Genomic DNA, 23,820 nt, shown 5'->3' with positions numbered 1-23,820 from the left:
CCATCGCGGCGACCCACGGCGCATTGCCTTCGTTACGGCATGCCGAGCCCTAGCGAGGCACCGAGTGGTGGGGCCAAGCCTTTTGCTTACTTTTTGCTGGGCCGGCACTCCGGCGTTTGAAAAAGAAGAAAAAAGGGGACAGATTTATTTTCATGATTTGTTTACATTGCTCGAATATAAATCTGTCCCCTTTTTCCCGGTCCCCTTTTTCCCTCTTTTTCCGCTCTTTTTCCGGTTGTCCCCTTTTTCCGGTTCTGCGCAGTGGCTAAATCGGCATGGATGCCGGTTTAGCCGCGCTGGGCCAAGGATGGCCCATCGCGGCGGGCCCTGTAGGAGCGAGCATGCTCGCGAAAAACGCCAGAACAACACGGGCATTCAGATAGCCCTCGTCATCGTTGACGACCATCGTCGGAACGCCGCCCGGAGCATGCTCGCTCCTACAGGCTCTTCCAAGTGACTCGCCGTAAGGACGAAACCCTAGGTGGCCGTTACCGCAGGAATGGATATGTACTCCGTCAACAAAATCCAGGTCGTTTGTCAGGTCGCCTTCGCTGGCAAGCCAGCTCCCACAGTTTGGATCGGGTACATCTGCAGGAGCTGGGTCGGCTGTAAGGCCGCCATCGCTGTCAGGCCAGCTACCACAGTTGATCGAGTACAGCCGTGAGAGATGGGTCGGCTGTCAGGCCGCCTTCGCCAGCAAGCCGGGCTCCTACAGTTTGGATTGGGTACATCTGCAGGAGCCTGGTCGGCTGTCGGCCGCCGGGGCTCACTCATCCTCCCCCTCTCCCTCCGGCACCACCCTGTTCTGCGTCAGGTACCGATCCAGGGTCTCATTCTGCGCAGGCTTGGAGTTGTCCCCCGCCACCTGCCACAAACGTCGCTCGATCCCCTGCGCCAGCATATGCCCCACCGCCGCCTCGATCGCCGACAACACACACAACTGCGCCGGTTCGTTGGTGGTGTAGCCCACCTCGGCCTCAAGCAATTTCTTGAACTCGATGAACTTGAACACGCCAGCACTACGGGCCACGGAGTAGATGGTCTTGCTGGTCATGACGTTGGACAGCACCTGCCCGCTGCGCACGTCCACCGCCCGCAGGTTCACCGTGACCTGGTCGACGCGATACTCCCGGGCAATGTCGATGCCCAGGTAGCGCGCGCCTTCGCCGCCGCTGCGTACGTTGGTGTCGTAGGCGATGATCCCGCCTTCGAGCATCATGTTCGCCGCTTGCAGCGGTGGCAGCTCACCCTGGATGTTCACCGGGGTATTGGGTTTCTTCTGCGAGGCGCGGATGATCTTGCGCTCGGTCAACAGGTTCTGCAGCCCTTCACGCTCGAGCACCACGAACCAGCCGCTGGCCTGCAAGGCGTCCATCAGCATGCTCGCCGCGCCCTGGGTGACGCTGGTGGAAAACGAGCTGGCCGGGGTCGGCTTGTATTGCCCGGTCTGGTCGCGGAAGCCGTAGACCACCGCCATCAACCGGCCCTTGGGTCGTGGCATGTTGATCAAGTCATAGTAGGTCGAGGCCCTTGGGGTCAGGGTCGGGGTTTTGGAGTCCTGCTCGGCCGGCATCGGCTCGCGCAGACTGCACCCTTGTAATGCCGCCAACATCAGCCCTAGCGCTATTATTTTTTTCATGTCCTTAACTCCCCATTGTCCCGATTCCCCTCAAGGGGCCAGTCCATTCACCTGGATTTCCGAAACTTCGCCCGTGGCCCGGTCGGTCACGTTGATCGTCAGCGCACCGGAGTCGTCGACCACGTCGACGATGAAAGCGTCCGTGGACAGGCTCCCCGTGTTGCCGGTGGAGATGTTGTCCAGCAGTTGACCCAGCAAGCGCGATTGCAACTGGGCGCTGAAGCGCTCCAGGGCTGAGGTCCCGGCCGCCGAGGTACGATCCTTCAAGTCGGGATCGTCGTAGTCGTTTTGCGCCTGGGCGTTGTTGAGCAGCCAGGTACCGTTCAACGGGTTGCCGCCAAACGAAGGGTTGACGGGCGTGTACACCAGTTCCGTGCCCTGGACCATGGCGCAAGCACCCAGGCCGAGCATGCATCCACCGGCGCGCTGCAAAAACGTTTTCGCTTTCATAGTTCGTCCCTCTCAAGGTCCGTGGTGTCCTGCAACAAGGTTTCCAGCTTGCGCTGGACAATCTGCCCGCGTACCCAGTCGGCGGCGGCATAGGCCTCGTCCTTGAGCTCCACGGTGTTCGGCGGCAGGAAGCGCCGGTAAACCAGGCGTTGTTGAAATTCCACGGTCACCAGGCTGCCCCAGCGAGCCGAAGGTCGTTCGCGTACCACCAGGTTGAAATCCATCGGGCTGGTGGCGCGCAGGCGTTCACTGAACGAGTAGTAAAATTCGTGGCCGATGTGCGAGATCGTGTCGTCGACGATGAAGCCGAGCATCTCGTCCTCTTCAGCGGCCCAGGTCACGCAGGTGCTCAACAGCAGGATCATCGCCAGGCAGAAGCGCTTCATGGCTGCAATCCCTCCGGCACTGCGGACTGGCCTTTGGCAGGGCCCGAGGTGCCATCGAGGAAGGCTTTTTCGGCCACGAATTGCCAGTCCTTGTAGCTGGCCATGCCGTTGAAGTCCGACCACTGGCTGGGGAAGTCCGCCTGCTTGAGCGGCTTGTCGGTGGACGAGCTGCTGATGCCGGTGATGCGTCCGTCGAAGCCGCGCATCAGGAACCATTCACCGCCGCCGATCGGGTCCGGGTACAGCTGGCGTATATGGTGTTTGGCGCTGGGGAAACGCTCGTCCTGCAACAGGTCGGCGAGTTCCTTGGGGTACTGGGCCAGGCCTGGCGAACTGCGGTAATAGCTGCGCAGTGCCTGGGCGTACTGGGTGCCGACCCAGAGCAATTGGCGTTCGCGGTCGCGCCGCGAAGCGGTGGACCACAACTCGCCGGCACTGGCCAGGCCCATGCCCATCACCATGATCAGGAACAGCACACCCAGGTAGGTGAAGCCGCCTTGTGCCGCAGGCTTACCACTCGGAATAAAGGCTGCCATCACGCGCCCTCCCTGTGGCACCACTCTTGATATCGGCGACACCGCCGGCCACGCCGTCAGGCGGTGCAACCAAGACCCAGGCGTCCTTGCGTTCGACAATCGGGTCCATCGGCGGATTGCGCAGGTAGCGCTGTTCAACCAGTTGCTCGATGGAGTCGGGATAGCGTCCGGTGTCACCGTAGTAGTGATCCAGTGCTTCGCGCATCGCCGACAGGCTCTGGCGCAGGGTGGTCTCCTTGGAGGCCTCCAGGCTGTTGAAATAGCGCGGCAAGGCGATGGTCATCAGGGTGGCGATGATTGCCATGACCACCATCAGTTCCAATAGGGTAAAACCCCTTTCCCGACGCATATGCTCACCACTCCCGGTAGGCGATGCCGTTGAGACCCTTGCCCCGGGCCTTGGAGTAGACGTCGAAGACGTCCTGGCCTTCCCGCGGGTTTTGAGCCGTACTGTCGTAGGAGCGCAGGCCCCAGCCACCTTCGTCGTCGCGCTTGACCGGTGCCAGCGGGTCATGGGGTACGCGGCGCAGGAAATAGAACTTGGCACCCTTGGCGCTGCGCACATCGCGCACCCCTTCCACCAGCACCTGCAGGTTCGGCGGGTAGCCGCTGCTGTTGAGCGATTTCTCGATGTACCCGGCGTCGAAAGCACGCTTGTAGGCGTCGATGGCATCGCGGATCTGGTACAGCGCGGTACGCAGTTCCTGCTCTTTGCCCCGGCGCACCACGGTCTCGGTCAGCGGCGCGGCCATGCCGGCCAGCAGGCCGATCAACGACAGCGTCACCACGACTTCAATCAAGGTAAAACCGCGTTGCGAGGCGTTCATGATCAAGGCTTCCCAACAGTAACGGTGGTAGCGATCGGTGCGCCCATGCCATTTGCCTTGACCTCTTCAACCTCGACCTTCGAGCGATCCGGCGCCTGGATGTGCATGCTGGTTTCGGTGCCCGTGGTGAATTCCATGTCCGACGGACTCTGGTACGGCAGGTTGCGCACGATCCGCGGGGTGATCGACAACACCAGCTCGGATTTGCTCACGTCGTCCTTGTTGCTGCCGAACAGGCGGCCGAGGCCAGGAATATCGCCAAGACCGGGAATCTTGTTGCCGGTGCTGCCATGGTCGTTGCGCATCAGGCCGGCGAGAATCTGCGTTTCGCCGTCATGCAGGCGCAGGGTGGTCTGCGCGTTGCGGGTATCGACCTGGACCGGAATCGTGCCCTGGCGGGTCGGTTCCAGTGGCGTGGCGTTGCTGACTTCCAGGGCCACCTTGATCGCCACTTCGTTGTTCAAGTGCACGGTGGGCTGCACTTCCAGTTTCAGACCGACGTCCAGGTAAGTCACGCTTTCGGTGATCACCGGTCCCTGGGTCGACGGCACCGAAGTGGCGCTGATGATCGGCACACGCTGGCCGATGTGGATGCGTGCCTGTTCGCGGTTGCTGACGCGGATCACCGGGCTGGCGAGGGTATTGATGTCCTTGTCCTGGGCATTGATCTTGGCCTGTGGCGAGGGCTGGATAGTGATCCGGCTGGAGTTGATGCCTTTGAGCTGGTCGAGAACGCTGACCGCCGAACCGTCGCTGTTGATCACCCCAAAGGTGTTCGGCCATTGCAGGCCAAGGTCGAGAATCCGTTGGGTGGCGACTTCCATCACTTCCACTTCCAGCACCACTTCGGGGTTGGACTGATCCTGTGATTGCAGGAGCTTCTCGGCCATGCGCACGGCATCGCCGGTGTCGCGCATGGTCAGGGTGTTGAGGCGTTCGTCGACGAACACGTCGCGGGTCTTGAGCATGGTCTTGACCATGTTCAGCGCGGTATTGGCATCGATGCTGGTCAGGTAGAAAGTGCGCATCACCAGCTCCTGGTAATCCTTGAGCTTCTGCGGCGAGTCCGGGTAGATCAGCAGGGTGTTTTCGTTCACCACTTTCTGGTGCAACTGGTTCTGTTGCAGCAGCAGTGCCACGGCGTCTTCGATGCGCACGTCGCGCACGAAGATGGTGGCTTTCATGTCCGGGCGCAGGTCCTTGTCGAAGATGAAATTCAGGCCGGCGACCTGGGACAGCACTTCGAAGATGGTCTTGAGATTGGCGTCGCGAAATTCCAGGGTTACCGGCTTGTCCAGCTTGGTGCGCAGTTGCGGATAGGCCACCACGTTGCGGCTCTGCACCAGGCGGATATTGCCTTGCAGTTCCAGGGCGCCTTCGTTGTTGGGGTCCAGTTCGAGAATCTGCCTGACCTGACGCTCGGCGCCGTAGATGTCGCCACGGCGCAGGTCGCCACGGGCCAGTTCGAGTTTTTCATCGAGGCTGCGCATGTGTTCGAGCTGGCGCAAGGCGTCCTGGGCGCGGCGGTTGTTCGGTTCGATGGTCAACACCCGGCCGTACCCCATGCGAGCGGACGCGAAATCACGCTGGGTCCGATCCATGTCGGCCTGGGTCAGCAGCGCCGTGATCGCACGGGCACGAGCGCTGTTGAGGGCAATGTGCAGTTCGGTGTCGCGAGGGTTTTCCCGCAGGCCCTCCTCGATCCGGGCCAGGCCGGCTTCGTACTGGCCCTGTTCGATCAGCTCAGAGGCTTCTTCCTTGGCCACCTGCGCCGAGCTGCAGGCAGCCAGCCCTGCACAGAGGCAGAGGCTCATCAGCAAACGGGACTTGTTCATTGCGCGCTCCCCACAGACAAGGTCTGGGACAAATGCAGAGGCAAATAGACCAGGCTCAGTTCCAGATCGGAAATGCCCTCGATCTTCCATGTTTCGTCAATCACATCCCCTTTACGCACGACGTAGATCTTTTCGCCGTTTTGCAAAAACACTTGCAGGTCGGTGCGATCGTCCATCCGGCCGATGAACTGGAACGGCATGGGCGGTGCAGTGGGGACCTGCACCACCGGTGCAACGTTGACCGGTTGTTCGGTGACGCTGGCCAGGGTGGGTGCGGCCTTCCAGCTGCGCGCGGCGAACAGGTCGCCCGCCGGGCTCAGGTCCTTGATCGCCACGGGCGCAGCAGAGGCCTGCGCGGCTGGCAAGGCGCCGCGTTGCTTGCCTTTGACTGGCGTGGCCACAGCGGCCACTTCGACGTCACTGTCGTCAGCCTGTTTAAAGTATTCGGGCACCCAGGTCAGCGCCGCGGCCACGCCGAGGAACGCCACCCAACCCACCGCACGTTTGTTGTTCATCATGACCTCGACAGGTAAAGGGTCATGCGGATCCGCCCGTTCAGGTCGGTGTCGGCGATCTTCTTGCGCGAAAGCTCCAGGTCCTCCACCACCACCGCCGGCAACTGGCCGAGCAAGGCATGCATGAAGCGCCGCAGTTGCGGGTAGCTGCCCCGCACCGGCAGGAGGATCTGATAGCGCGCCAGGTGGGTCTTGGGGTCGATGCCCAGCGAGTATTCGCCCCTGGACAGGGTGATGCGTTCCTGGGCGGCCAGCGCGTAGATCTTGTCGATGGCGACAGTGGCCTGGGGCTGGGTTGGCAATTTGCTGCGGAAGTCATCGAGCTGGCGTTGTGGCACGACCGGAGCGGCGATCGAGCCCTCCTCGACCTTGGCCAGGTATTCGCGGGCGTCCTGGGTCTGCTGGCTCAGGTGCTGCAGCGCCTGCCAGTCCGGCAACAAGCCGAACAGGCCGTAGGCCAGCGCCAGCACCAGCAGGGCCAGCCCTGCCAGGCCCGGCACGCCGAGGCTTTGCAGGTATTCGTGGACGATCAATCTAGGGATTTGCATCGCCAATCTCCCAGGTAGCCGACAAGTTGAATTGCACCGGGTGCTCCGGCACGTTGGCGACGATTTCGTGGCTGAGCAACGACACGTCGGAAAGCTCGTCGCAGGCTTCGAGGCGGCGGTGGAAGTCGAGCATGGCGTCCAGGTCGCGTGCCTCGGCGCTGATCCGCACCTGGCCCTTGCGGGCATCCGGGGTCAGGGTCAGCAAGGCAATGTTGTCGCGCGGCATGGCTTCCAGGGTGGCGAACAGGCGCTCCCAAGGGCGGCGCAACTGCTGCGAGACCTTGCGCATCTCGGCCAGGTTCTGCGCCTGCTCGCGGGTTTCGGCCGGGGTCAGGCTGACCTTGCTGCCGGTGTCGCCAGTAAGTACCCGTTGCGTGGTTTGCAGGTGACCTTGCTGTTGTTCGGCCTCACCACTTACCTGTTGTTGGATGACGATGCAGGTCAGCGCCAGCACCACGCCACCGACCAGCAGGCTCCAGCCCAGGGGACTGGAGCGGCGGCGCGGCTGAAAGTCGAGCATCAGGGGGCGCATGTCAGGCCACCGTCCGGGACATGACGTACAGGCTGTCGCGTACGCTGGTCCGGCCTTCTTCGAGGGTGCGCAGCTGTACGCCTGGCACTTCAGGGTGCGAGTCGATGCGTGCAGGCGCATGCAGGTAGACGTTCAGCGGCCGATCACTGATGGACGCCTGCAATTGGCATTCGCGACCGACCAGCGCGCTCAGTGCGGCATCGCTGTCGCTGCTGCCCACCGAGCGCACTGCCGTCCAGCGACCTTCGCGCGCCAGCAACATCACACTGCGCACCGGTTCGGCGACCACGAACAGGAAGTCGCCGGCGTCGAAGCTTTTGTCGAAGTGGTTGAACGCCGCCATCAGGTACGGTTGCACCGAACGCAGGCGCAAGCCACGGCCACTGACCAGGGCACGCAGGCGTTCGATCAGGTCTTGCGGCAGCGCGCTGGCGATCCGGTCGTAGCCGGCGGGTTCGGCCGACAGCACCAGGCTCCAGGGTTGGTTGGCTGCCCCGTAGAGGTCTTCGAAGCACAGCTGGGCAAACCCGCGCAGTTCGTCGGGGCTGCTGATCTGCTCGCTCCAGGGCACCAGGCAAAACCGGCTGAAGTGGCCGGAGACCACCACAGTCAACTCGGCACCGGCGCGGGCATGTTCGCCCAGCAGGCGGTCGAGGGTTTCCAGGGCGACCGTCCAGGCCATGAACCCTTCATCGATGAAGCCGACGCTGCCCAGCCACAGGGTGTCGCCACCCTGACGTTGACCGAGGCCGACACCACTGGCGCCGAGCACGGCGACATAACGCTCACGAGATAAAAGTGACACGATTGATCTCCTCGAGAGTGGTACGGCCTTGTTGCACCAGTTCCAGCGCCGATTCGCGCAGCAGGCGCAAACCGCGTTTGCAGGCGTGGGCCTTGATTTTCGAAATGGGTTGGCGCTCGACGATCATTTGCCGCAGCTCGTCGTCCAGGTGCAGCAGCTCGGCAATCGCACTGCGTCCGCGGTAGCCGGTGCCACGGCAATGACCGCAACCCTTGCCATGGACGAAGTGGTAGTGCGCGACCTGTTGCGGGTCGAGGCCCGAGCTTTGCAGTTCTTCTTCGGTCGGTGCGTAGGGCGTGCTGCACGCGCTGCAAACCAGGCGGATCAGACGCTGGGCCAGCACCGCATTGAGCGCGGAGACCAGGCTGTAGGGGTCGATTTCCATCTGGGTGAAGCGGCCGATCACGTCGAACACGTTGTTGGCGTGGATGGTGGTGAACACCAGGTGCCCGGTGAGTGCCGATTGCACGGCGATCTGGGCAGTGTCGGGGTCGCGGATCTCGCCGACCATGATCTTGTCCGGGTCGTGGCGCAGGATCGAGCGCAGGCCGCGGGCGAAGGTCAGGCCTTTCTTTTCGTTGACCGGGATCTGCAGCACACCGGGCAGCTGGTACTCCACCGGGTCTTCGATGGTGATGATCTTGTCCACGCCGTGGTTGATCTCGGTGATCATCGCGTACAGCGTGGTGGTCTTGCCGCTGCCGGTGGGGCCGGTGACCAGCACCATGCCGTAGGGTTCGGCAGCCAGGCGGCGCAGTTGACGCAGGGTTTCCTCTTCAAAGCCCAGGGCCTGCAGCTGCACGCCGCAGACCTTGTCGGCCAGGTCCTGCTTGTCGAGCACCCGCAGCACAGCGTCCTCGCCGAAAATGCTCGGCATGATCGACACCCGGAAGTCGATCTGCCGGCCGCTGATGCCGATCTTGAAGCGACCGTCCTGGGGCACGCGTTTTTCGCCGATGTCCAGTTCGGCCATGACCTTGACCCGGGAAATCACCTGTTCGGCGAACTCGCTGCCCTGGATCTTGCTGATGTTGTTGAGCACGCCATCGATGCGGTACTTGATCACCAGGCCGCTGCCGGTGGTGCCCAGGTGGATATCGCTGGCGTGCATCTTCAGCGCGTCGTAGAGGGTCGAGTTGACCAGCTTGACCACCACGCTCGAGTCTTCGCTGATACTGGTCAGGGACAGGCTCTGCAGGGTGTCGGTCTCGGTGTTGCCATCAGCCTGGGCGTTGAGCGATTCCACAGCGTGGAAGCTCTCTTCGTGGCGTGCCAGGTAGGCTTTCAGGTCGTCGGCATGCACCAGGTACAGCGGCGCGCCGTGCAGGCAGTCGTCGATCCAGGCCAGGCGAGCGCTGTCGAAGGGGTCGGCAAACACGCCGATGACCGCATCGTCGTGACGCAGCAGGATGAATTCGCGCTTGAGGCATTGGGCCAGGGTGACCCGGTCGAACACCGGGGTGGCTTGAAACAGGCTGTCGGTGTCGAGCACCGGGTAGTGCAGGGTCGCGCCCAGGCACTGGATAAAGGGCATGGGAGCCAGTTCGCAGAGCGCCCCGAGGGCTTCGAGCATGCGTTCGCCGGAACTGCCAGCCCGGGAGCGAGCCTGGGCCAATTGCTCACTGGTGAATCGAGTCGGTACACAATCGCGCGTTGGCACATCGACGACAAGGGAAAGACGGTCCATGGCTTGCTCTCCAACACCCGGGGCTTAGAGCCCTGTCGGCGCGGCGAGCAATTGCGGCGGATGCCGTAACCTCTTGTCGCGCCATTACTCCCCGGTGAGCAATTGTTCGTCGTCTGGCGCTGTGGAGGCCGTGTTACTTCGTCGGCGATCTGCAAGCACCCAACTACCGTCGTACAACTGCAGCGGGAAACTCTCGGTCCTGCTCTGGCGTCGTTCGACAAAGCCTTCGCTACTGCTCACTCCCGCTTTGGGTTCGCGCTGGCGCCCCAGAAGGTCAAGTACTGCACGTGCCAGTTCCGCCAACGGAAACGGTTTGAACAGGATATGGCTGACTCCCAGTTGCCGGGCCCTTTCGCAAACCTCTGCGGTGGGGTGCCCCGTGATCAGCACAAAATGACACTTCCTGTTCTGGCGGACGGCATCGAGCACCTCAAAGCCTTCCATATCGGGCAAGCGGTAATCGAACACCATCACATCGGGTGCGAAATCGTCAGCTTCCACGATTCCTTGCGCACCGTCGTGAGCAATCCGGACTTCCAGCGCTTGCGCCTGCAGGTAACCCTGGAGGTTTTCCGCCAGCAGCTGTTCGTCATCAACAACCAGTACTTTGTTTAACAAGGTGGACTCCTTGAAACCGCAGGTCCGGGTTCCGAACCTGGCGGAGTGCGCGCCTTGATAGGTCTAACGCACACTTCATGCCAGGCTGAGTGCCGGTAATTTTATGTATTCATGTCCTTGAATTTAAAAGCAATGCCTTAACGTCCACATGCCCCACCCCCCAAAAGCGGGGGAAAGCGATCGGATGCGCATCGACGCTTTCCCCCACAGTTGGGGAAAGCTCATTCATCGTCAATGCGTTCGATCCGATTGCTTGCGCGCAGCTGAGCCAGCGCCTGCAGACGAGCCTGGACCTGTTTCTGTCGGGCGAGGTAAACCCGAACCATTTCAAGTCCCTGCTCTTCTGAGACATCGGCAGCCTCCAATCGGTTCTGCAACAAGATCAAATGCCAGCCAACCGCCGTGCGCACCGGCTCGCTGATGGCCCCGGGCTTGAGGGCGAAAGCCGCCGCTTCGAACTCCGGCAGCATGCGCCCACGGGCAAAGTAACCCAGATCGCCGCCGGCGCTGGCCGAAGCGTCTTCGGAATCGCTACGGGCCACACTGGCAAAATCGGCGCCCTGCTCAATCGAGGTGCGCATTGCCTGCAAGCGTAGTCTCGCGGCTTCGACTGTGGAAGCATCCGCACCCTGAGGGACTTTGATCAGGATATGCCTGACCTGGATTTCCTCGGGCCGATTCATCTCGGCGAGGTGTTCCTGATAAAACGCCCTCACCTGTTTTTCGTCCGGCGCATCCGCCTTGGTGAGTTCGGCAAACATCTGCTGCGCCGCCAGGTCACGGCGGGTGTATTCGATGTAGGCGGCCTCATCGAAACCGGCGTCTTCGAGGCGCCGGGCGAACACCTGTGCGCCCCCCATGGCCTGGCGGGTCCGGGCCACCTGGTCTTGCACCGTGGCATCGCTGACCACCACCCCGCGCTTGACCGCTTCCTGCCAGAGCAGCTCCTTGTCGATCAGGGCGTCCAGCGCCGCCTTGCGCAGCTGTTTGTAGGCGCTGGGACTGCGGATGCTGGCGACTGCCCGGCCCTGATCCTCCAGGTATTCGGTGAAATAGCGCTCCAGGCGCAGCTGGGAAATTTCCTCGCCATTGACCCTTGCTACCGCCGGGCCATTACTGGAAAACGCGGCGGGCACCCATAGGGTCAATAGCACCAGCACAGTCATGAGTTTCATGTTCAGCCTCCGGATCAGGGCATGGCGGCAATGGGTTTGTAGGGGGCGACCAAATAGAAGCGCTGGTCTGGCAGGTCCACGGTGACCACATGGGCGCCGTTCAGGCCCAGGCGTCGACCCGGCCCGAAACTGATCAGCGGGGTCAGGCCGGTATCGAAGTCATGCAGGCCTTCCAGGGCATTGATCAGTTTTTCCCGGCTGGCATCGCGTCCCGCCTGTTTCATGCCCTCGCTGAGCAACAGCATTGAACTGTAGGCACCGACCTGCAGCACCGCGTGTTCGCCACCGAGCCTCTGGCGCTCGCGCAGCTGCATCAGGGCGATGCGCCCGGTCATCGTCCAGTCGCTTGGCACGAACGGATACGCCAGGAACACCCGTCGGGAAAAATCACTGGGCACCTGCAGCAGATCCCCTGCCACCTGATTCGAGGCGGCGAACAGGTACGGCACCTGCCCCGCGGTCTGCAGCCGCTCGGCCAGGCGACTGAAACCACCACTGCTGCCCATGTAGAACACCGAGCGCGAGCCCAGTGGCAACTCGTCCTGCGCCGACTCGTAGGGTTGCAGGCGCACTTTCTGCCAGTCGTTGTCCTGCAGGTACTGCGCAAGTTTCTCGGCCGCCAGGCGCTGGCCCGGCTCGTTCGGATAGGCAATCAACGTCGGGCCTTGCAGCACGCGCAGACTGGTGGCGGCATAGTTGGCCAGCGCGATCATCTGTTCGCGCAGCCCCGGCAACGGTTCGAAAATCTGCCGGCTGGCCTGGGCCGTACCTTGCAATGACAGCGCCCCGATCAGGGGCACGCCGGCCTGTTCCAGACGCGGCGCCAGTTCGGCACCCAGCGCCGGCACCAGCGGTGCGACCAGCGCGAAAACCTGTTCCTGCTCGATCAACTGGTCCAGCGCCTGCTCGGCGCTGGCACGGTCGGGACCGGGATCCATGATGGTCAGGCGCAACTGCCGACCATGAATCCCCCCCGCTTCGTTGATCCGCGCCACGCTGCCCCTGAGCACCGCCGCCACGGTGAGGCCCTCCTCTCCCAGCGACCCGCTGCTCGGCAGCAAGGTGCCCAGGTGCAGGCTGTCGGGGCTCAGGCCCGGATCGCGCTCATCGGCCAGGCGCTTGAGGTAGGCCGTCAGGTTGCGTTGATCGTTCATCGACAGCACGAACCGCGGCATCGCTGCATCGAGCCGGTTGTTGCCCGGGTCACGTCCCTCCTGGATTGCACGGGCCAAAGTACCCTCGGTGTAGGCCGGGTAGGCACGCCCGTTGATCTGCTGTTGACCATAGGTACTGGTCAGCCGCGACCAGCTCAGGTCTGGCGGGCGTACCCCGCCTTCCGGGCGGCCGAGGCCATCGCTGCCGTGGCAGTTGGCGCACGGCAGGCTGGTGGCCGGCAGCAGCATGCCCGCTGCCCCGATCCGGGCCATGATCGGCTCACCACTGGCCGATACTCCCTCGCGGTACAGCCGTTTGCCGGCGCTTTCACTGGGCGTCAGCGTCAACGCCTGGGTGTTCAGGCTGATGCCACCGAGAAGAAGCAGGCTGAGGATCAGGGCGTTTTTCATGGCCCGGACTCAGCGGCCGGCCACGGGCATTGCCAGCAGCTGCAAGCGCTGGGCAATGGCGGCGGCCGGGGCATCGGGGCGGATCTTGCTCCAGCGCTTGTTCGCCACGTCACCGACGATCAACTGGGTGGAGTGCTGCTCGGGGGACGGTATGACCTGGCCAATTCGCCCAAGGACCAGGTCCATTTGCGCTTTGTCGCCGGTAAGAAAAAGCCAGTGGGGCTCATCGACGCCCTGCTTCAAGGTGTAAGCCTTGAGTACCGCCGGGGTGTCCCGCAGCGGATCACTGGTAAGGGAGATAAAGGTGATGCCGTCTGCCTTGTCGCCCAGCACTTCGCGCACTTGCTTGAGCTTCTGGGTGATCAAGGGGCAGGCATCGGTGCAACTGGTGAAAATCACATTGAGCAGCACCACGCGGTTGTGCAGCGCGTCGCTGTAGAAACGCAGGGTGTTGCCGTTCTGGTCCTGCAACGGCGTGTCGGTGAACCAGGTCTTGGCATCGCGAGTGCCACTAGCCGGCTGCGCGGCAGCCGCCACCGTGGCGGAGTCGGTTGCGGTTTGCTCATGCCCTTCATGGGCCAAGGCCAAGGAGTTGGCGAGGCAGGCGCAGAGGCTCAGGGCGATCCAGTCGAGAAGTCTCATGGCTGATGCTCCATGGCGATGGCGGTGTGTTTGGCGTGGGCGTTGCGTTCACCGCTGAGCTTCTCCACTTGGCGGGTCAAGATGCTCGGGTCGGTGAAGCCGTAGTAGCGGGTCCAGTGGCGGCTATTGCCATCCCCGACGAGGATCAGCGGCGCATGATTCTTGAAGTCGCCACTGAAACTGCCCAGGCCCTTGAGTGTTTCGTTGACCGACTGAGTGGAGCCGGTCAGCCAGCTCCAGCCCGGACCGTTCTGGAAGGAGCGGGCGTAATCGTTGAGGCGCTTGGCGTCATCGCGCTGCGGATCGATGCTGATCGACACCAGCTGCACCTCGGTGCCGACCCGTGCCCCCAGCTGTTTCTGCACCTTGCCCATGATCGAGGACACCACCGGGCAGACCGTGGTGCAACTGGTGTAGATAAAGCTCATGACCACGATCTTGTCGGCTACCAGGTCTTTTTCCAGGCGCACGGTCTTGCCGTTCTGGTCCACCAGCGCGACGTCGGCGAACTTGACCTGGGCGGTCTCGGAACTGGTGCTTTTGGCGGCCATGTTGTGGCCAGCATGTTCATCGGCCGAATGGGCCAGGGCCTGGCCGATACTGGCTGTCAACAGGCAGAGCGTCAGCAGTCCGTGATGTGCGAGTCGGTTCATGTCGATGTCCTCTTCAATGAGCAATGCCGGGGGTCACCCGAACGCTGGCAAACGTCTGGTCGTCGAAATTCGCGCCCAGGGACGCCGCACGCACGTGCAGGTACCAGGCGCCTTGCTGGTCAAGGGTGACCGGGGCTTCATAGATGCCATTGCCGACGTCCAGTGCCGCGACGTACTGCGGCCGGGAACTGGGCGCCAGGAAGTAGCGCACCTGCACGTCCTTGACCCCGCTGCGCTGGACCTTCTGTTTGCCCTGGACGATGCGAAAGCGCACGACATAAGGGCTACCCAGGGCGGCCGTGGTTTTGTCGAGCATGAACTCGACTTTCGGGATGCCGGCGACGGGGCCCAGGCTTGCGTTCGGCTCAACCACGGCGCTGAAGCAGTGGATGATGTTGGGCTGGTTGAGCAGGAACGCCACGTCGAAGCGCCCCGCCGCCGGCAGCTTGATCCGCGCGCTGTACAGCCCCGGTTCGACTTCGCGCAGGCTGCGGTCGATGACCAGCGCCGCCCGCGCCACTTGCCCGCGATTGGGGTAGCCGGACATCGGCGCGTTCATGCCTTCGGCGTAGAAGTAGGTGGTGTTGTCCACCGGGTTGACCACAAACACCGCGTTGTCGTCCCGCGACACCGCCAGGCTCGACGCCAGCGGCAAGTCGCCGGCCAGGCGCGGCGGTTGCGGCCCGGCTTCGAAGCCCTGGCTGATCGGCTTGCGGCCTTCACCGAGGGACGCCAGGTTGATCATCGTGACCTTGGGCGAGGCCAGTCCGCGCACGTAGGCATAGGCCTTGGTAAACACCACTTGATAGGGTTCGGCGGACACGTCCAGTTCATGGATCAGCGAATCGGTGGCGGCGTCGATCACCGCGGCCTGGTTCTCCAGGGTATTGAGCACGATGCCGAAACGGCCGTCGGCGCTGAAACCCATCGGGCCGAGGCCCTGCTTGATCTTGATCACCCGCCGCACCGACTGGTTCGCGGCGTCGACCACGGTCACCGTGCCGTCCTTGCCATCGGCCACATAGGCCGCGCCGGACAGTGGCGAGTACACCACCGACAGCGGGTGCGAGCCGGTCTTGAGCTGCTTGGCGATGGTCAAGGTGGCGACATCGATGATGCTCAGGGTGCCGTCGTCGCGGTTGGTGACAAAGGCGAAGCGGCTGTCCTTGCTGAAGGCGATTTCGTGGTGGCCGCTGCCAGTTGCCAAGTGCCTGAGGGTCTTGAGGCTGGCGGTGTCGATCACCGTGACCCCGGAAAGCTCGGCCGACGGGGCATTGTTGCCGACCCACAGCAGGCGCTCGTCCGGTTGCAAGGCCACGCGCACCGGATTGCTGCCCGCGGCCACCGAGTCGAGCAGCTTGAATTGCTCACTGTCGATCACCGCGACTTCACCCGCCGTGGGCATCGACACGAACACCCGTTTGTTGTCCCTGGGGGTGACCCAATCCATCGGCGGTTGCTTGATATCGATGCGGGTCATAGTGCTGGTGATGCCGCCCACCGAGACCGAGGGGTCGACCACCGAGACGCTGGCATCGCGGTTCATCACCATCAGGAAGTAGCTGTTGAGGTCGAGCAGCGGCCGTGCGCCGATACTTGATTTAAGGAACACCCCGACCCGCGCCTTGCAGCTCTGCTCGCGGCCCTGGGCCTGGTCAGCGGCGACGGTCTCTGGGTCGATCCAGGCGCCGGGGGCAACGCCCGCCAGCGGTTGGCCCGACGCCTTGTCGGTGACGTTGAAACGCACATCGGCAAATTCACCCTCGCGCAACACGCCGTCTGCAGCCAGCGGCCGCACTTCGAGGGCCACCGACACGCCGTCACGTTCAAGCGTCTGGCCGGTCCAGGTGTCGGGAAGCGCGATGTCGCCAAGCAGGGTCGGTGGCGACGTGCGCCACACCCCGAGCCAGATCAGCGCAACCCCTACGACCAGGGCAACACTGGCGATTTTGATGGTCCTGTTCATGTCACATCTCCCCTTCAGATCTATGCCTGCTTCACCGCGTCCCCCTGTGGGAGCGAGCCTGCTCGGGAAGAGGCCAGCACATCCAGCATTGATGTGTCTGACACTCCGCCTTCGCGAGCAGGCTCGCTCCCACAGGTATTGCGTTGTTTCCCGCCCTACGGCGCCGGCTCCGGATCGTTGGTCACCCGCAACAGCCCCCACAACCCGGAGGTATTGCCGTAGGCGCCGTAGTCGCGGAACAGGTAGTCACCCGGTATCGCGTTGACACCCCCGGCGCTCGGCAGCATGAAGCTGAAGTGCGCTGCCGGCAGGACGCTCTCGCGGGCGCCGATGTACATCGACATCGGGTTGTAGCCGAACCGCACCGAACCCACCCCTGGCGTACCCATCGGATAACCACCGGTATCGCTCTTCTCTGGCTGGAACGGGTTGGTCGACCAGACGTGACCGTCAAGCTGGAAGATGGTGCCGCGACTGCCCCCGGTAGGCATCAGGATGTGCGTGCGGAACGGTTGTCCCGGTCTGGCGTACAGCACTGGCGTTTGTGGGTCACCGCCCACCAGCGAGTTGCTGTAGGCCATGTGTGCATTCACCATGTCGCCGTAGCCCGCGCCGTCGGCACGGCCGAACGGTGCATCCGGGGCCAGGCCGAAGCGGTACCACATCGGTTCGGTCTTGTAGTTGATGGCCATGCTGGAGTTGTCCTGCGGATCGTTCGGCACGCCGAACCCTTCCGCCGCAATCCCTTCCACCGGCCGACCATTGGCCCAGCGAATGTTCAAGGCTTTCTGCCAGACCATCGCAAAGTCGCGGTAGCTGGTTTGCCCAGGTGCGGTGACGGTGGCATTGACCTTGCGCGTGTCTTCCACCCAGGTGGCGCCCACCGGCAGGATGCTCATCGCCCCGGCCAGGCCCTTTTGCGACTGCTTGATCACGTCCGCCGGGGTGATGTTCAAGCCGCCGAACTCGATCGCCGTGGCATTGATGTTGTCGACATTGCGGCCCAGTTGAGTGATCGGTTTGCCTTCACGCTCCAGGTGGCCGGCGTAGTATTGGTAGGTACGGGTCGGGTAGGCCCCGCTGCTGCCGACACGCGGTGGCACGGTCTGGGTCGGGTTGGCTCCGACGTTGGTGCCGTCGGATTTGGTGATGTCGTACGCCAGCAGTTGCGCGTGCAGCCCCACGTGGCTCGACGGCCGCATCAGGTTGTTGCTGAAGGTGGTCGAACCGCTGCCGCTGTTACGATCGCGTTTGACCATGCCTTGCATCACCGCTGTCTGGGTCAGGTCCGGCATGACGCTGGGCAGCCGGTTTTCCAGGGTGATGTTGATGCAATCACCAGCCGCTGCGCGCAGCACCAGCGGTTCGACAGGCACACCGGGCTTGAGCTTGCCGGTGGTTGGGTCGAGGTCGGCCTTGCGCACATACAGGATTGCGGTCGGGTCATGCAGCGGCCCGCTTTGCCCACCAATGGTGATGGTTTCACCGTCTTCAGGGTCGGTGACGGTGACCTGGGGAATGCTCACAGTCCGCGAGTTGAACACCAGGGTGCCACCGGCTGGATTCAGCGGCCCGCCCACATGCTGTCCAAGCCCCGCCGGATCACCAATGGTCAGGCCGAGCGGATTGGTCAGAATGTCGTTGGCCAGCGCCGCGACCACTTCATAATTGCGTTGCGGAGTAGGCCGGGTGCCGATGCCATTGGGGTTGGCGCCATACCTTGGGCAAACGCCGTCGAAGGCCACGGTGTTGCGCATCCCCGTCGGCTTCGGATTGGTCGGCAAGGCAAACAGATCGTTGCGCTGGGTGGTGTAGTTGCGCATCACACCCCAGATCCCGCTCCAGTAGCCTTCAATCGAAGCGTCCATCGAGTACAGGTAATCCCCGGTGGTCGCAGCCGAACTGGACAGCATCGAGACCGGCGCAACGAAGCCCATCTGCTCGGAGATGCCGATCATCTGCGACGCGCGCCAGCCGGAGTTGGAGCTGTTGCCGAAACCGGAACCACTTTGCAGCCACTTCACACCGTGCAGGGTGACGTTATGCTCCTCTTCGTGTCCGCCTGCATGCAACCGCAGCCGCACATTATCGCCGGTGTAGGTACGCAGCATCGGGGTGAACGGATCGCCAGGTTCGGCGCCGCCCTTGTTGATGTGCGGCGGGAACAGCGTGGTGCCGCCGGTGGGGCCGGTGGCCGAGGTGATCAGGTTCGGCGCCAGGTTCATCGCCGGGATCGCACGGTCGGTACGGCTTTGCATGGCGTACGCCAGGTCGCCGCCCAGGCCGTCGGCCTGCATGCCGCGCTTGCCGTCCGGGCCGACCTTGTTCGGGTCGTATACCCGCAGGGCCAGCGGTTCGTTACGGTAGTTGACGACGAACATGCCAGGGTCATCGACCGAGATGGCTTGCGGGCATGGCCGGCTCGGGCAACCCGGAAGTATCCCGCCCTGCACTTCGATAATACCGTCCAACAGGGTACTGGCGTTGTTGCGCACTGGTGGGTTGATCGCGTAGCGGAAGCTGTCGGCGGTGGCCGGGAAGCTTTGCGCATCGGGTTTACCGTCAGGTCCGGCGCCCACGTACACGCCGGCTTCGTAGGCGTGCTGGAAGTCGCTGTATTCGAGGAAGAACTCACGGAAACTGTCGTTCTTGCCGTCGCCATCGATGTCACCGGTAGAAATCACCGCTTGCCACGAAGTCGGCCCGCCGTCCTGGCGCCCGCCGCTGTACAACGGCTCGCCGGTTTCGGCGTGGAACCAGGTGGAACCGGCAGGTTCGGCCAGCACGGTGGCGTACAGGCCAATCTGTTGGTGCGTCGATGGGCCGAGGTGGTCGTGGGTAAAGATGGTGCCCAGGCCACGGTCGACGCCTTTGGCGTTGACCACAGGGTCGGCGAACCAGCGCTGCATCGCCGTACGCGCACCGACCCAATCGGCCCGGCCAAATTGACCGAAGTACGGGTGGTTCTTGGCTTTCGGGCAAGCCGGCGTGCCATCACGCGGGTCGCTGCCCTGGCACTGGTTGAACTCGCGGATGGCCTGGATGCGCTCTTGCACCGCGCCTGGGGAGAGTACGCCGTCTTCGTAGTTCCAGCCGTTGGACGAGCCATCGGCAGCCACCAGGTCCCACTTCGGCAGGTGAATGTGCTGGCCGATCACGTCGGTCGGCGTGCGCACCTGATAGTCGTCCATCTCATAGGTGGCCGGCACCAGGTTGGTTTGCTGGTACTGCACGCAGTCGAAGGTGTTCATGCGCATCACCAAAGGTTCTGGCGGACGCTGCTTGGTGATCACCGGCCAGGCGTCTTCCCAGAGCGCCAGGATGCGCGCTTGCGGGAAGTGGTAGCCAACCTTGTTGTACACCGCATCGAACTGGATGTTGGCCGCTTTGTAGATGCGCGGACGGTCGGCGGTGAAGCTCGAGGAGCCGATGAAAGACATGCCGTCGAGCCGCTCGCCGCTGTTGAATTCACCGGTGCCGGCGCTGCTGCTCAGGCGTTTCTGGCGGTCGTCCATGCACGGCTCGTAGAACGGCGCACCGGCCATCGGCAAGGCACCGTTGGTGCGGAAGGCCCGTGCCACGATTTGATTGCCCGGCAGCAGGGCGAAGCTTGGGTGGTCCTTCTTGGCGTGGAATGCCATGGCCGCCTGCTCGACTTCGGTGCCCTCTTCCGGCAGGTAAATCGGCTTGGCGCGGGTCACCGTCTTGGAGAAATCCAGTGACGTGGTAATGGTCTCGGCCTCGCCACCGGCAGACACGCCGTCCAGCGCATGGCGGCCCAGGCCTCCGTCCCAACCACCGGACTGCGCCGGATCAAGGTTGGCCCACAAGGCTTTGCCCGTCGCTTTCAGGGCCTGCGCCGTGGCGGCGTCGAGCATGTCCAGCGGCGGAGTCGGTGGGCGTTGGCCGACCGAGCTTTCCATGCCGCCGATCCAGAATGGATAGCCAGGGTTTTTCAGCGTGCCATCGGCGTTGCGGTTGGCTTCGCTGCGATCCACCAGCGCCAGGGAACCGATGGCCTGTGCGCCACCGCTGCCGCCATGGTGCTCGCCGTCATCGTCGTCTTCTTCATCGTCGTCATCGTCGTTGGCGGCCACCAGGGTCTGGCCGATTTTCGGTACGACCGCAACTTTGCCGGGCATCGGTGCCATGGCTTTGCCGGGCAGCGGCACCACCGCCGGAATCGGCGTGCCGGCAACGATTTCGCCATCGGGCAGGGCTCGTGCGCCAGCAGCGGGTTTACCGCTGCGCAGGGCATAAGGCTCGCTGTGGAAACCGTCGGAGCCTTGTTGCGAGACTTCAAGCTTGGTGCCTTCTTCAAACACGTCGTGCACCCGCCACATGGCCCACATGCCCTGGGCGAAGTGCGGGTAAAAGTGGCAGTGATAGATCGCATCGCCCGCTACACGGTTGCGGTTGCCCGAACCGCCGTTGGCAATTTCATAGGTGTAGCCTGCACCCGCGCCAATGCCCTGGGCGTCCACATAGTCGGAATTGTCATCGTTGGGGTTGAACAGCCACTGATGCCCGTGCAGGTGGAAGATGTGCTGTTCATGGCCGTTGTGGGTGTTGCGGAACTTGACGAAGTCACCGATATAGCTGTGGCTGACGTTGGACGGCTCTGATGGATACAGCGCCATGGTCGCCTTGACGCCCACCTGATCGGCGTTCGGTGTCTGGCCGGGGGTAATGCCTTCCAGGCCGGCGTTAGCCGGTACGTCCACCAGCATCGCCACGTCGCCGACGGTGTGGGAACTAAGGAAGAACTCTTCGTAAGCGCAGGACAGGCAATCGTGCATCGGGCCTACGCCGAGACGGTTGGCCACGACTTCTGCACCCATGCCGCCAGAGCCGTAGTTGATCATGAACGAATCGCGGGTCGGCTCCAGCACATGGGCCATCACTGGGTCAGCCCAGTAAGCCGGGAAGGCCTGGGTCGCGGCGGTTTCATCCTGGAACTGCGAGGCGAAATCGCGGAATGGTTCCAGTCGATTGGGAAGCGCCGGGTTGCGTTTGCCCAAGGCTTCCAGTGGATAGGTCGAAGGCGGGAAGCTGCCATCGGCATTGCTGCCCATGACGATCGCGTCACTTTCGCTGGAAATGATTTCATTGCCGTCGACCATATTGATGATCGGTGTGCCGGCCTTGCCTTCACGGATCCACGGCTCGCGCTGCGGGTAACGCGCCTGGTAATCGACGATCGGCTGACCGGCCGGGGTGCGGCCGGTGGTCGCCAGGCGCATTTCTTCTTCGGTCACGGTGTTGCGGTAAGTGCGCCCACCCTTGGGCACCACCACGACCTGGCCGAACAGACCGTTGGCCACGTTGCCTGCCGCACCTTCACCACCGAAGGTTGCGCCACGGCTGCTGGCGGCGAACACCCCTTCGCGTTCGGCATACAAGGTGTAGGAGCGGCTGGCACCCGGCGCGATCAAGCTGCTGGCATTGCGTCCGGTAAATGAAGCGATGTCATCGATGCTGTTGACTGCTTGCATGCCGTTGACCTGGAAACCGACATGGCGGTCGGCGACCTGTTCGTCGACCTTGAAGTTTTCGTTATTGCCGACCGGGATGCCTTCTTCCTCGCCCTCCACCTCCTCGCCACCGTCGTGGGAACCGGGGTTGGCCTGATAGGCCAGCAGGTTCTGCAGGTTGATGGTCAGGCAGTCACCGGCGGCCACCCGCAGCACCAGCGGACGCGGACGCTTGTCGGGACGCAGCGACACCTTGCCCGGCACCGCCGCACCGCCCTGTGCCAGTGAGATGTCATGGTCATCGACCACATCGCGGCGCAGGGCGAACATCATGCCGTTGACGTTCTGCGCACCAAGGCGGTTGAACATCAGCGGCTGGTCCAGCGCCACGACGTTGGCCACCAGGTTGCGTTCACAACGTGCTGCCGCTTCGGCCAGCTCGATGCCGAACATCGATGCGGCCATCAACAGCCATGGAAGGACGGATGGAGCGTGAAAAATGCCGGTCATGATCACGGGCCTCACTGTGGGTGCTCACAGGAATAATTCTCGACAAAATCCTTGGAGCAATCTGTATGCCATAAAAATTCTTTATAACTATCAGTCAGTTAGAGCAGCCATTTAATTCATCGGGGGATATTCCCCATTAATTCCCCACTTTTTTGCCGGGGCCACCATCCCCCAATGTTGGGGAAACCATCCCCTGTCTGCGATCACAACGGCGCATCGGCGGCCAGTCCCTGCAGACGCCGGTATTGGTTCAAGACGTTGGGCACATAACGCTGGGTTTCGGCGAATGGCGGGATCACCCCGCCACGGCTGATGACCGCCTGAGGCCCTGCGTTATAGGCGGCCACGGCGAGGGCGATGTCGTTGTCGAACAGGTTCATCAAGCGCTTGAGATATTTGGCCCCGCCCTGGATGTTGGCCTTGGGGTCGTAGACGTTTTTCACGCCCAACTCCCGGGCGGTGTCAGGCATCAGTTGCATCAACCCGCCTGCGCCTTTGGGCGATACGGCACCCGCGTCGTAGTGGGATTCGGCCTGGATCACCGCGTGCAGCAGCGCCGCCGGCAACTGGTTGTCCATGGCGGCCTTGGAGACCAGCTCGGCATAGGGTCGCGCGGCGATCATTTGCGGCTGCCGGTCGAGGCTGACCACCGCCGCCTCGACCTCACGGACCACCCGTTCATATTGGCGGCCGGGGCGATGGACGTTGGACAAGACGTAGTCGCCCTTGGCGTCCCTGGAAACGAAGACATCGGCCTGCGCAACGCCGGCCAGCAGCATCATGCCAAGCAATCCTGTGGTGAGAGTTTTCATTGTTCTACCTCCCCTGACCGGCCCCGAAAAATGGGGGTAATGCCCCAATGGCCAGTCGTGTAGCAGCCATACGCAAGCACTGTGCCGAAAGCGCCAGGGCCCGTGGCACGGGGAGTACAGAAGGATGCCCAAGCCTTTGCCCGCCATGTGCATGGCAATTGCATAAGCCTCTATCGCGACCCTTCTGCCGAATGTGTGAGGTCATCATGAAACAGCGACATGCTTTCGCCCTGCGCACGCAGCGCGGGTTCACATTGCTAGAACTGTTGGTGGTGCTGGTGGTGCTGGGGCTGTTGGCCGGCATCGTCGCGCCGAAGTATTTCGCGCAACTGGGCCGCTCCGAAGTGAAGGTGGCCAAGGCGCAAATAGAAGGCCTGGGCAAGGCCCTGGACCTGTACCGCCTGGAGGTCGGCCATTACCCGTCGACCGAGCAGGGTTTGCAGGCACTGGTCACCGCCCCCAGTGATGAAGCCCGCTGGACCGGCCCGTACTTGCAGAAAAAACTCCCGCAGGACCCGTGGGGCCGTAACTACACCTACCGCTACCCTGGTGAAAACGGCGAGTACGACCTGCTGTCCATGGGCAAGGACGGTCAACCCGGCGGTGAAGGCGAAAACGCCGAAGTCACCAGTTGGCAATGATGGG

At 62.9% G+C, this 23,820-nt stretch carries 21 protein-coding genes; 1 reads left to right on the top strand and 20 read right to left on the bottom strand.

All coding sequences use genetic code 11. The annotated features are described in order from the left end of the window. Positions 1 to 766: 766 nt before the first annotated feature. The 20 genes from PSUM_RS00625 to PSUM_RS00530 all read right to left on the bottom strand — a co-directional run bounded on the left by PSUM_RS00625 (position 767) and on the right by PSUM_RS00530 (position 23,175). Positions 767 to 1,639 (bottom strand): CsgG/HfaB family protein, encoded by an 873-nt coding sequence (locus tag PSUM_RS00625; protein ID WP_083348795.1) that lies wholly within the window; start codon positions 1,637 to 1,639, stop codon positions 767 to 769. Positions 1,640 to 1,669: 30 nt separating this feature from the next. Next, on the bottom strand, positions 1,670 to 2,089 hold the full coding sequence (locus PSUM_RS00620) for a curli assembly protein CsgF (RefSeq protein WP_083348794.1): 420 nt from the start codon (positions 2,087 to 2,089) through the stop codon (positions 1,670 to 1,672). Beyond that, the gene (gene csgE, locus PSUM_RS00615; protein ID WP_083348793.1) at positions 2,086 to 2,475 is read right to left on the bottom strand and encodes a curli production assembly/transport protein CsgE; all 390 of its coding nucleotides are present in this window, start codon (positions 2,473 to 2,475) and stop codon (positions 2,086 to 2,088) included. Before csgE ends, PSUM_RS00620 begins: the two co-directional genes overlap by 4 nt. Continuing rightward, positions 2,472 to 3,011 (bottom strand): type II secretion system protein, encoded by a 540-nt coding sequence (locus tag PSUM_RS00610; RefSeq protein WP_020796390.1) that lies wholly within the window; start codon positions 3,009 to 3,011, stop codon positions 2,472 to 2,474. The genes csgE and PSUM_RS00610 overlap by 4 nt, the downstream gene beginning before the upstream one ends. Next, positions 2,986 to 3,360 carry a type II secretion system protein gene (locus PSUM_RS00605; RefSeq protein ID WP_033042927.1) on the bottom strand — a complete coding sequence of 125 codons (375 nt, stop codon included), beginning with the start codon at positions 3,358 to 3,360 and terminating at the stop codon, positions 2,986 to 2,988. The genes PSUM_RS00610 and PSUM_RS00605 overlap by 26 nt, the downstream gene beginning before the upstream one ends. 4 nt (positions 3,361 to 3,364) lie before the next feature. Next, a complete protein-coding gene (locus tag PSUM_RS00600) occupies positions 3,365 to 3,838 on the bottom strand; it encodes a type II secretion system protein (RefSeq protein WP_020796388.1) in 474 nt (157 codons plus the stop codon). 2 nt (positions 3,839 to 3,840) lie between these two features. Further along, positions 3,841 to 5,673, bottom strand: a complete 1,833-nt coding sequence (locus PSUM_RS00595; RefSeq protein ID WP_020796387.1) for a secretin N-terminal domain-containing protein — start codon at positions 5,671 to 5,673, stop codon at positions 3,841 to 3,843. Continuing rightward, entirely contained in the window at positions 5,670 to 6,188 is a 519-nt protein-coding gene (locus PSUM_RS00590) for a hypothetical protein (protein ID WP_020796386.1), read from the bottom strand. Before PSUM_RS00590 ends, PSUM_RS00595 begins: the two co-directional genes overlap by 4 nt. Continuing rightward, positions 6,188 to 6,736, bottom strand: a complete 549-nt coding sequence (locus PSUM_RS00585; protein WP_020796385.1) for a GspMb/PilO family protein — start codon at positions 6,734 to 6,736, stop codon at positions 6,188 to 6,190. Before PSUM_RS00585 ends, PSUM_RS00590 begins: the two co-directional genes overlap by 1 nt. After that, entirely contained in the window at positions 6,723 to 7,268 is a 546-nt protein-coding gene (locus PSUM_RS00580; protein WP_033042925.1) for a pilus assembly protein, read from the bottom strand. Before PSUM_RS00580 ends, PSUM_RS00585 begins: the two co-directional genes overlap by 14 nt. A gap of 1 nt (position 7,269) precedes the next feature. Beyond that, complete coding sequence (locus PSUM_RS00575; RefSeq protein WP_020796383.1) at positions 7,270 to 8,073, bottom strand: hypothetical protein; 804 nt, start codon at positions 8,071 to 8,073, stop codon at positions 7,270 to 7,272. Beyond that, positions 8,054 to 9,760 carry a GspE/PulE family protein gene (locus PSUM_RS00570; RefSeq protein ID WP_083348792.1) on the bottom strand — a complete coding sequence of 569 codons (1,707 nt, stop codon included), beginning with the start codon at positions 9,758 to 9,760 and terminating at the stop codon, positions 8,054 to 8,056. Before PSUM_RS00570 ends, PSUM_RS00575 begins: the two co-directional genes overlap by 20 nt. An 84-nt stretch (positions 9,761 to 9,844) precedes the next feature. After that, entirely contained in the window at positions 9,845 to 10,378 is a 534-nt protein-coding gene (locus PSUM_RS00565) for a response regulator (RefSeq protein WP_083348791.1), read from the bottom strand. A gap of 221 nt (positions 10,379 to 10,599) precedes the next feature. Next, positions 10,600 to 11,553, bottom strand: a complete 954-nt coding sequence (locus PSUM_RS00560; protein WP_083348790.1) for a peptidylprolyl isomerase — start codon at positions 11,551 to 11,553, stop codon at positions 10,600 to 10,602. A 14-nt stretch (positions 11,554 to 11,567) separates the two neighbouring features. Beyond that, entirely contained in the window at positions 11,568 to 13,118 is a 1,551-nt protein-coding gene (locus tag PSUM_RS00555; RefSeq protein ID WP_083348789.1) for a cytochrome c/ABC transporter substrate-binding protein, read from the bottom strand. Positions 13,119 to 13,127: 9 nt separating this feature from the next. Continuing rightward, positions 13,128 to 13,760, bottom strand: coding sequence for an SCO family protein (locus PSUM_RS00550; RefSeq protein WP_083348788.1), 633 nt, complete (start codon positions 13,758 to 13,760; stop codon positions 13,128 to 13,130). Next, the gene (locus tag PSUM_RS00545; RefSeq protein ID WP_083348787.1) at positions 13,757 to 14,413 is read right to left on the bottom strand and encodes an SCO family protein; all 657 of its coding nucleotides are present in this window, start codon (positions 14,411 to 14,413) and stop codon (positions 13,757 to 13,759) included. The genes PSUM_RS00550 and PSUM_RS00545 overlap by 4 nt, the downstream gene beginning before the upstream one ends. Positions 14,414 to 14,426: 13 nt before the next feature. Continuing rightward, positions 14,427 to 16,379: a YncE family protein gene (locus tag PSUM_RS00540; RefSeq protein WP_083348786.1), complete on the bottom strand. Its 1,953-nt coding sequence runs from the start codon at positions 16,377 to 16,379 to the stop codon at positions 14,427 to 14,429. 155 nt (positions 16,380 to 16,534) lie between these two features. Beyond that, the gene (gene mnxG, locus PSUM_RS00535; RefSeq protein ID WP_083348785.1) at positions 16,535 to 22,363 is read right to left on the bottom strand and encodes a manganese-oxidizing multicopper oxidase MnxG; all 5,829 of its coding nucleotides are present in this window, start codon (positions 22,361 to 22,363) and stop codon (positions 16,535 to 16,537) included. A 203-nt stretch (positions 22,364 to 22,566) separates the two neighbouring features. Further along, on the bottom strand, positions 22,567 to 23,175 hold the full coding sequence (locus tag PSUM_RS00530) for a lytic transglycosylase domain-containing protein (RefSeq protein WP_033044659.1): 609 nt from the start codon (positions 23,173 to 23,175) through the stop codon (positions 22,567 to 22,569). A gap of 206 nt (positions 23,176 to 23,381) precedes the next feature. Between PSUM_RS00530 and gspG the strand changes: the two genes are divergently transcribed. Then, complete coding sequence (gene gspG, locus PSUM_RS00525) at positions 23,382 to 23,816, top strand: type II secretion system major pseudopilin GspG (RefSeq protein WP_020796371.1); 435 nt, start codon at positions 23,382 to 23,384, stop codon at positions 23,814 to 23,816. The last annotated feature ends 4 nt before the right edge of the window (positions 23,817 to 23,820 follow it).

Source organism: Pseudomonas umsongensis, from assembly GCF_002236105.1.
In the GTDB taxonomy this organism is placed as follows: domain Bacteria; phylum Pseudomonadota; class Gammaproteobacteria; order Pseudomonadales; family Pseudomonadaceae; genus Aquipseudomonas; species Aquipseudomonas umsongensis.
Note: the sequence above shows the minus strand (reverse complement) of the source record. Positions and strands in the feature narration are given on the sequence as shown.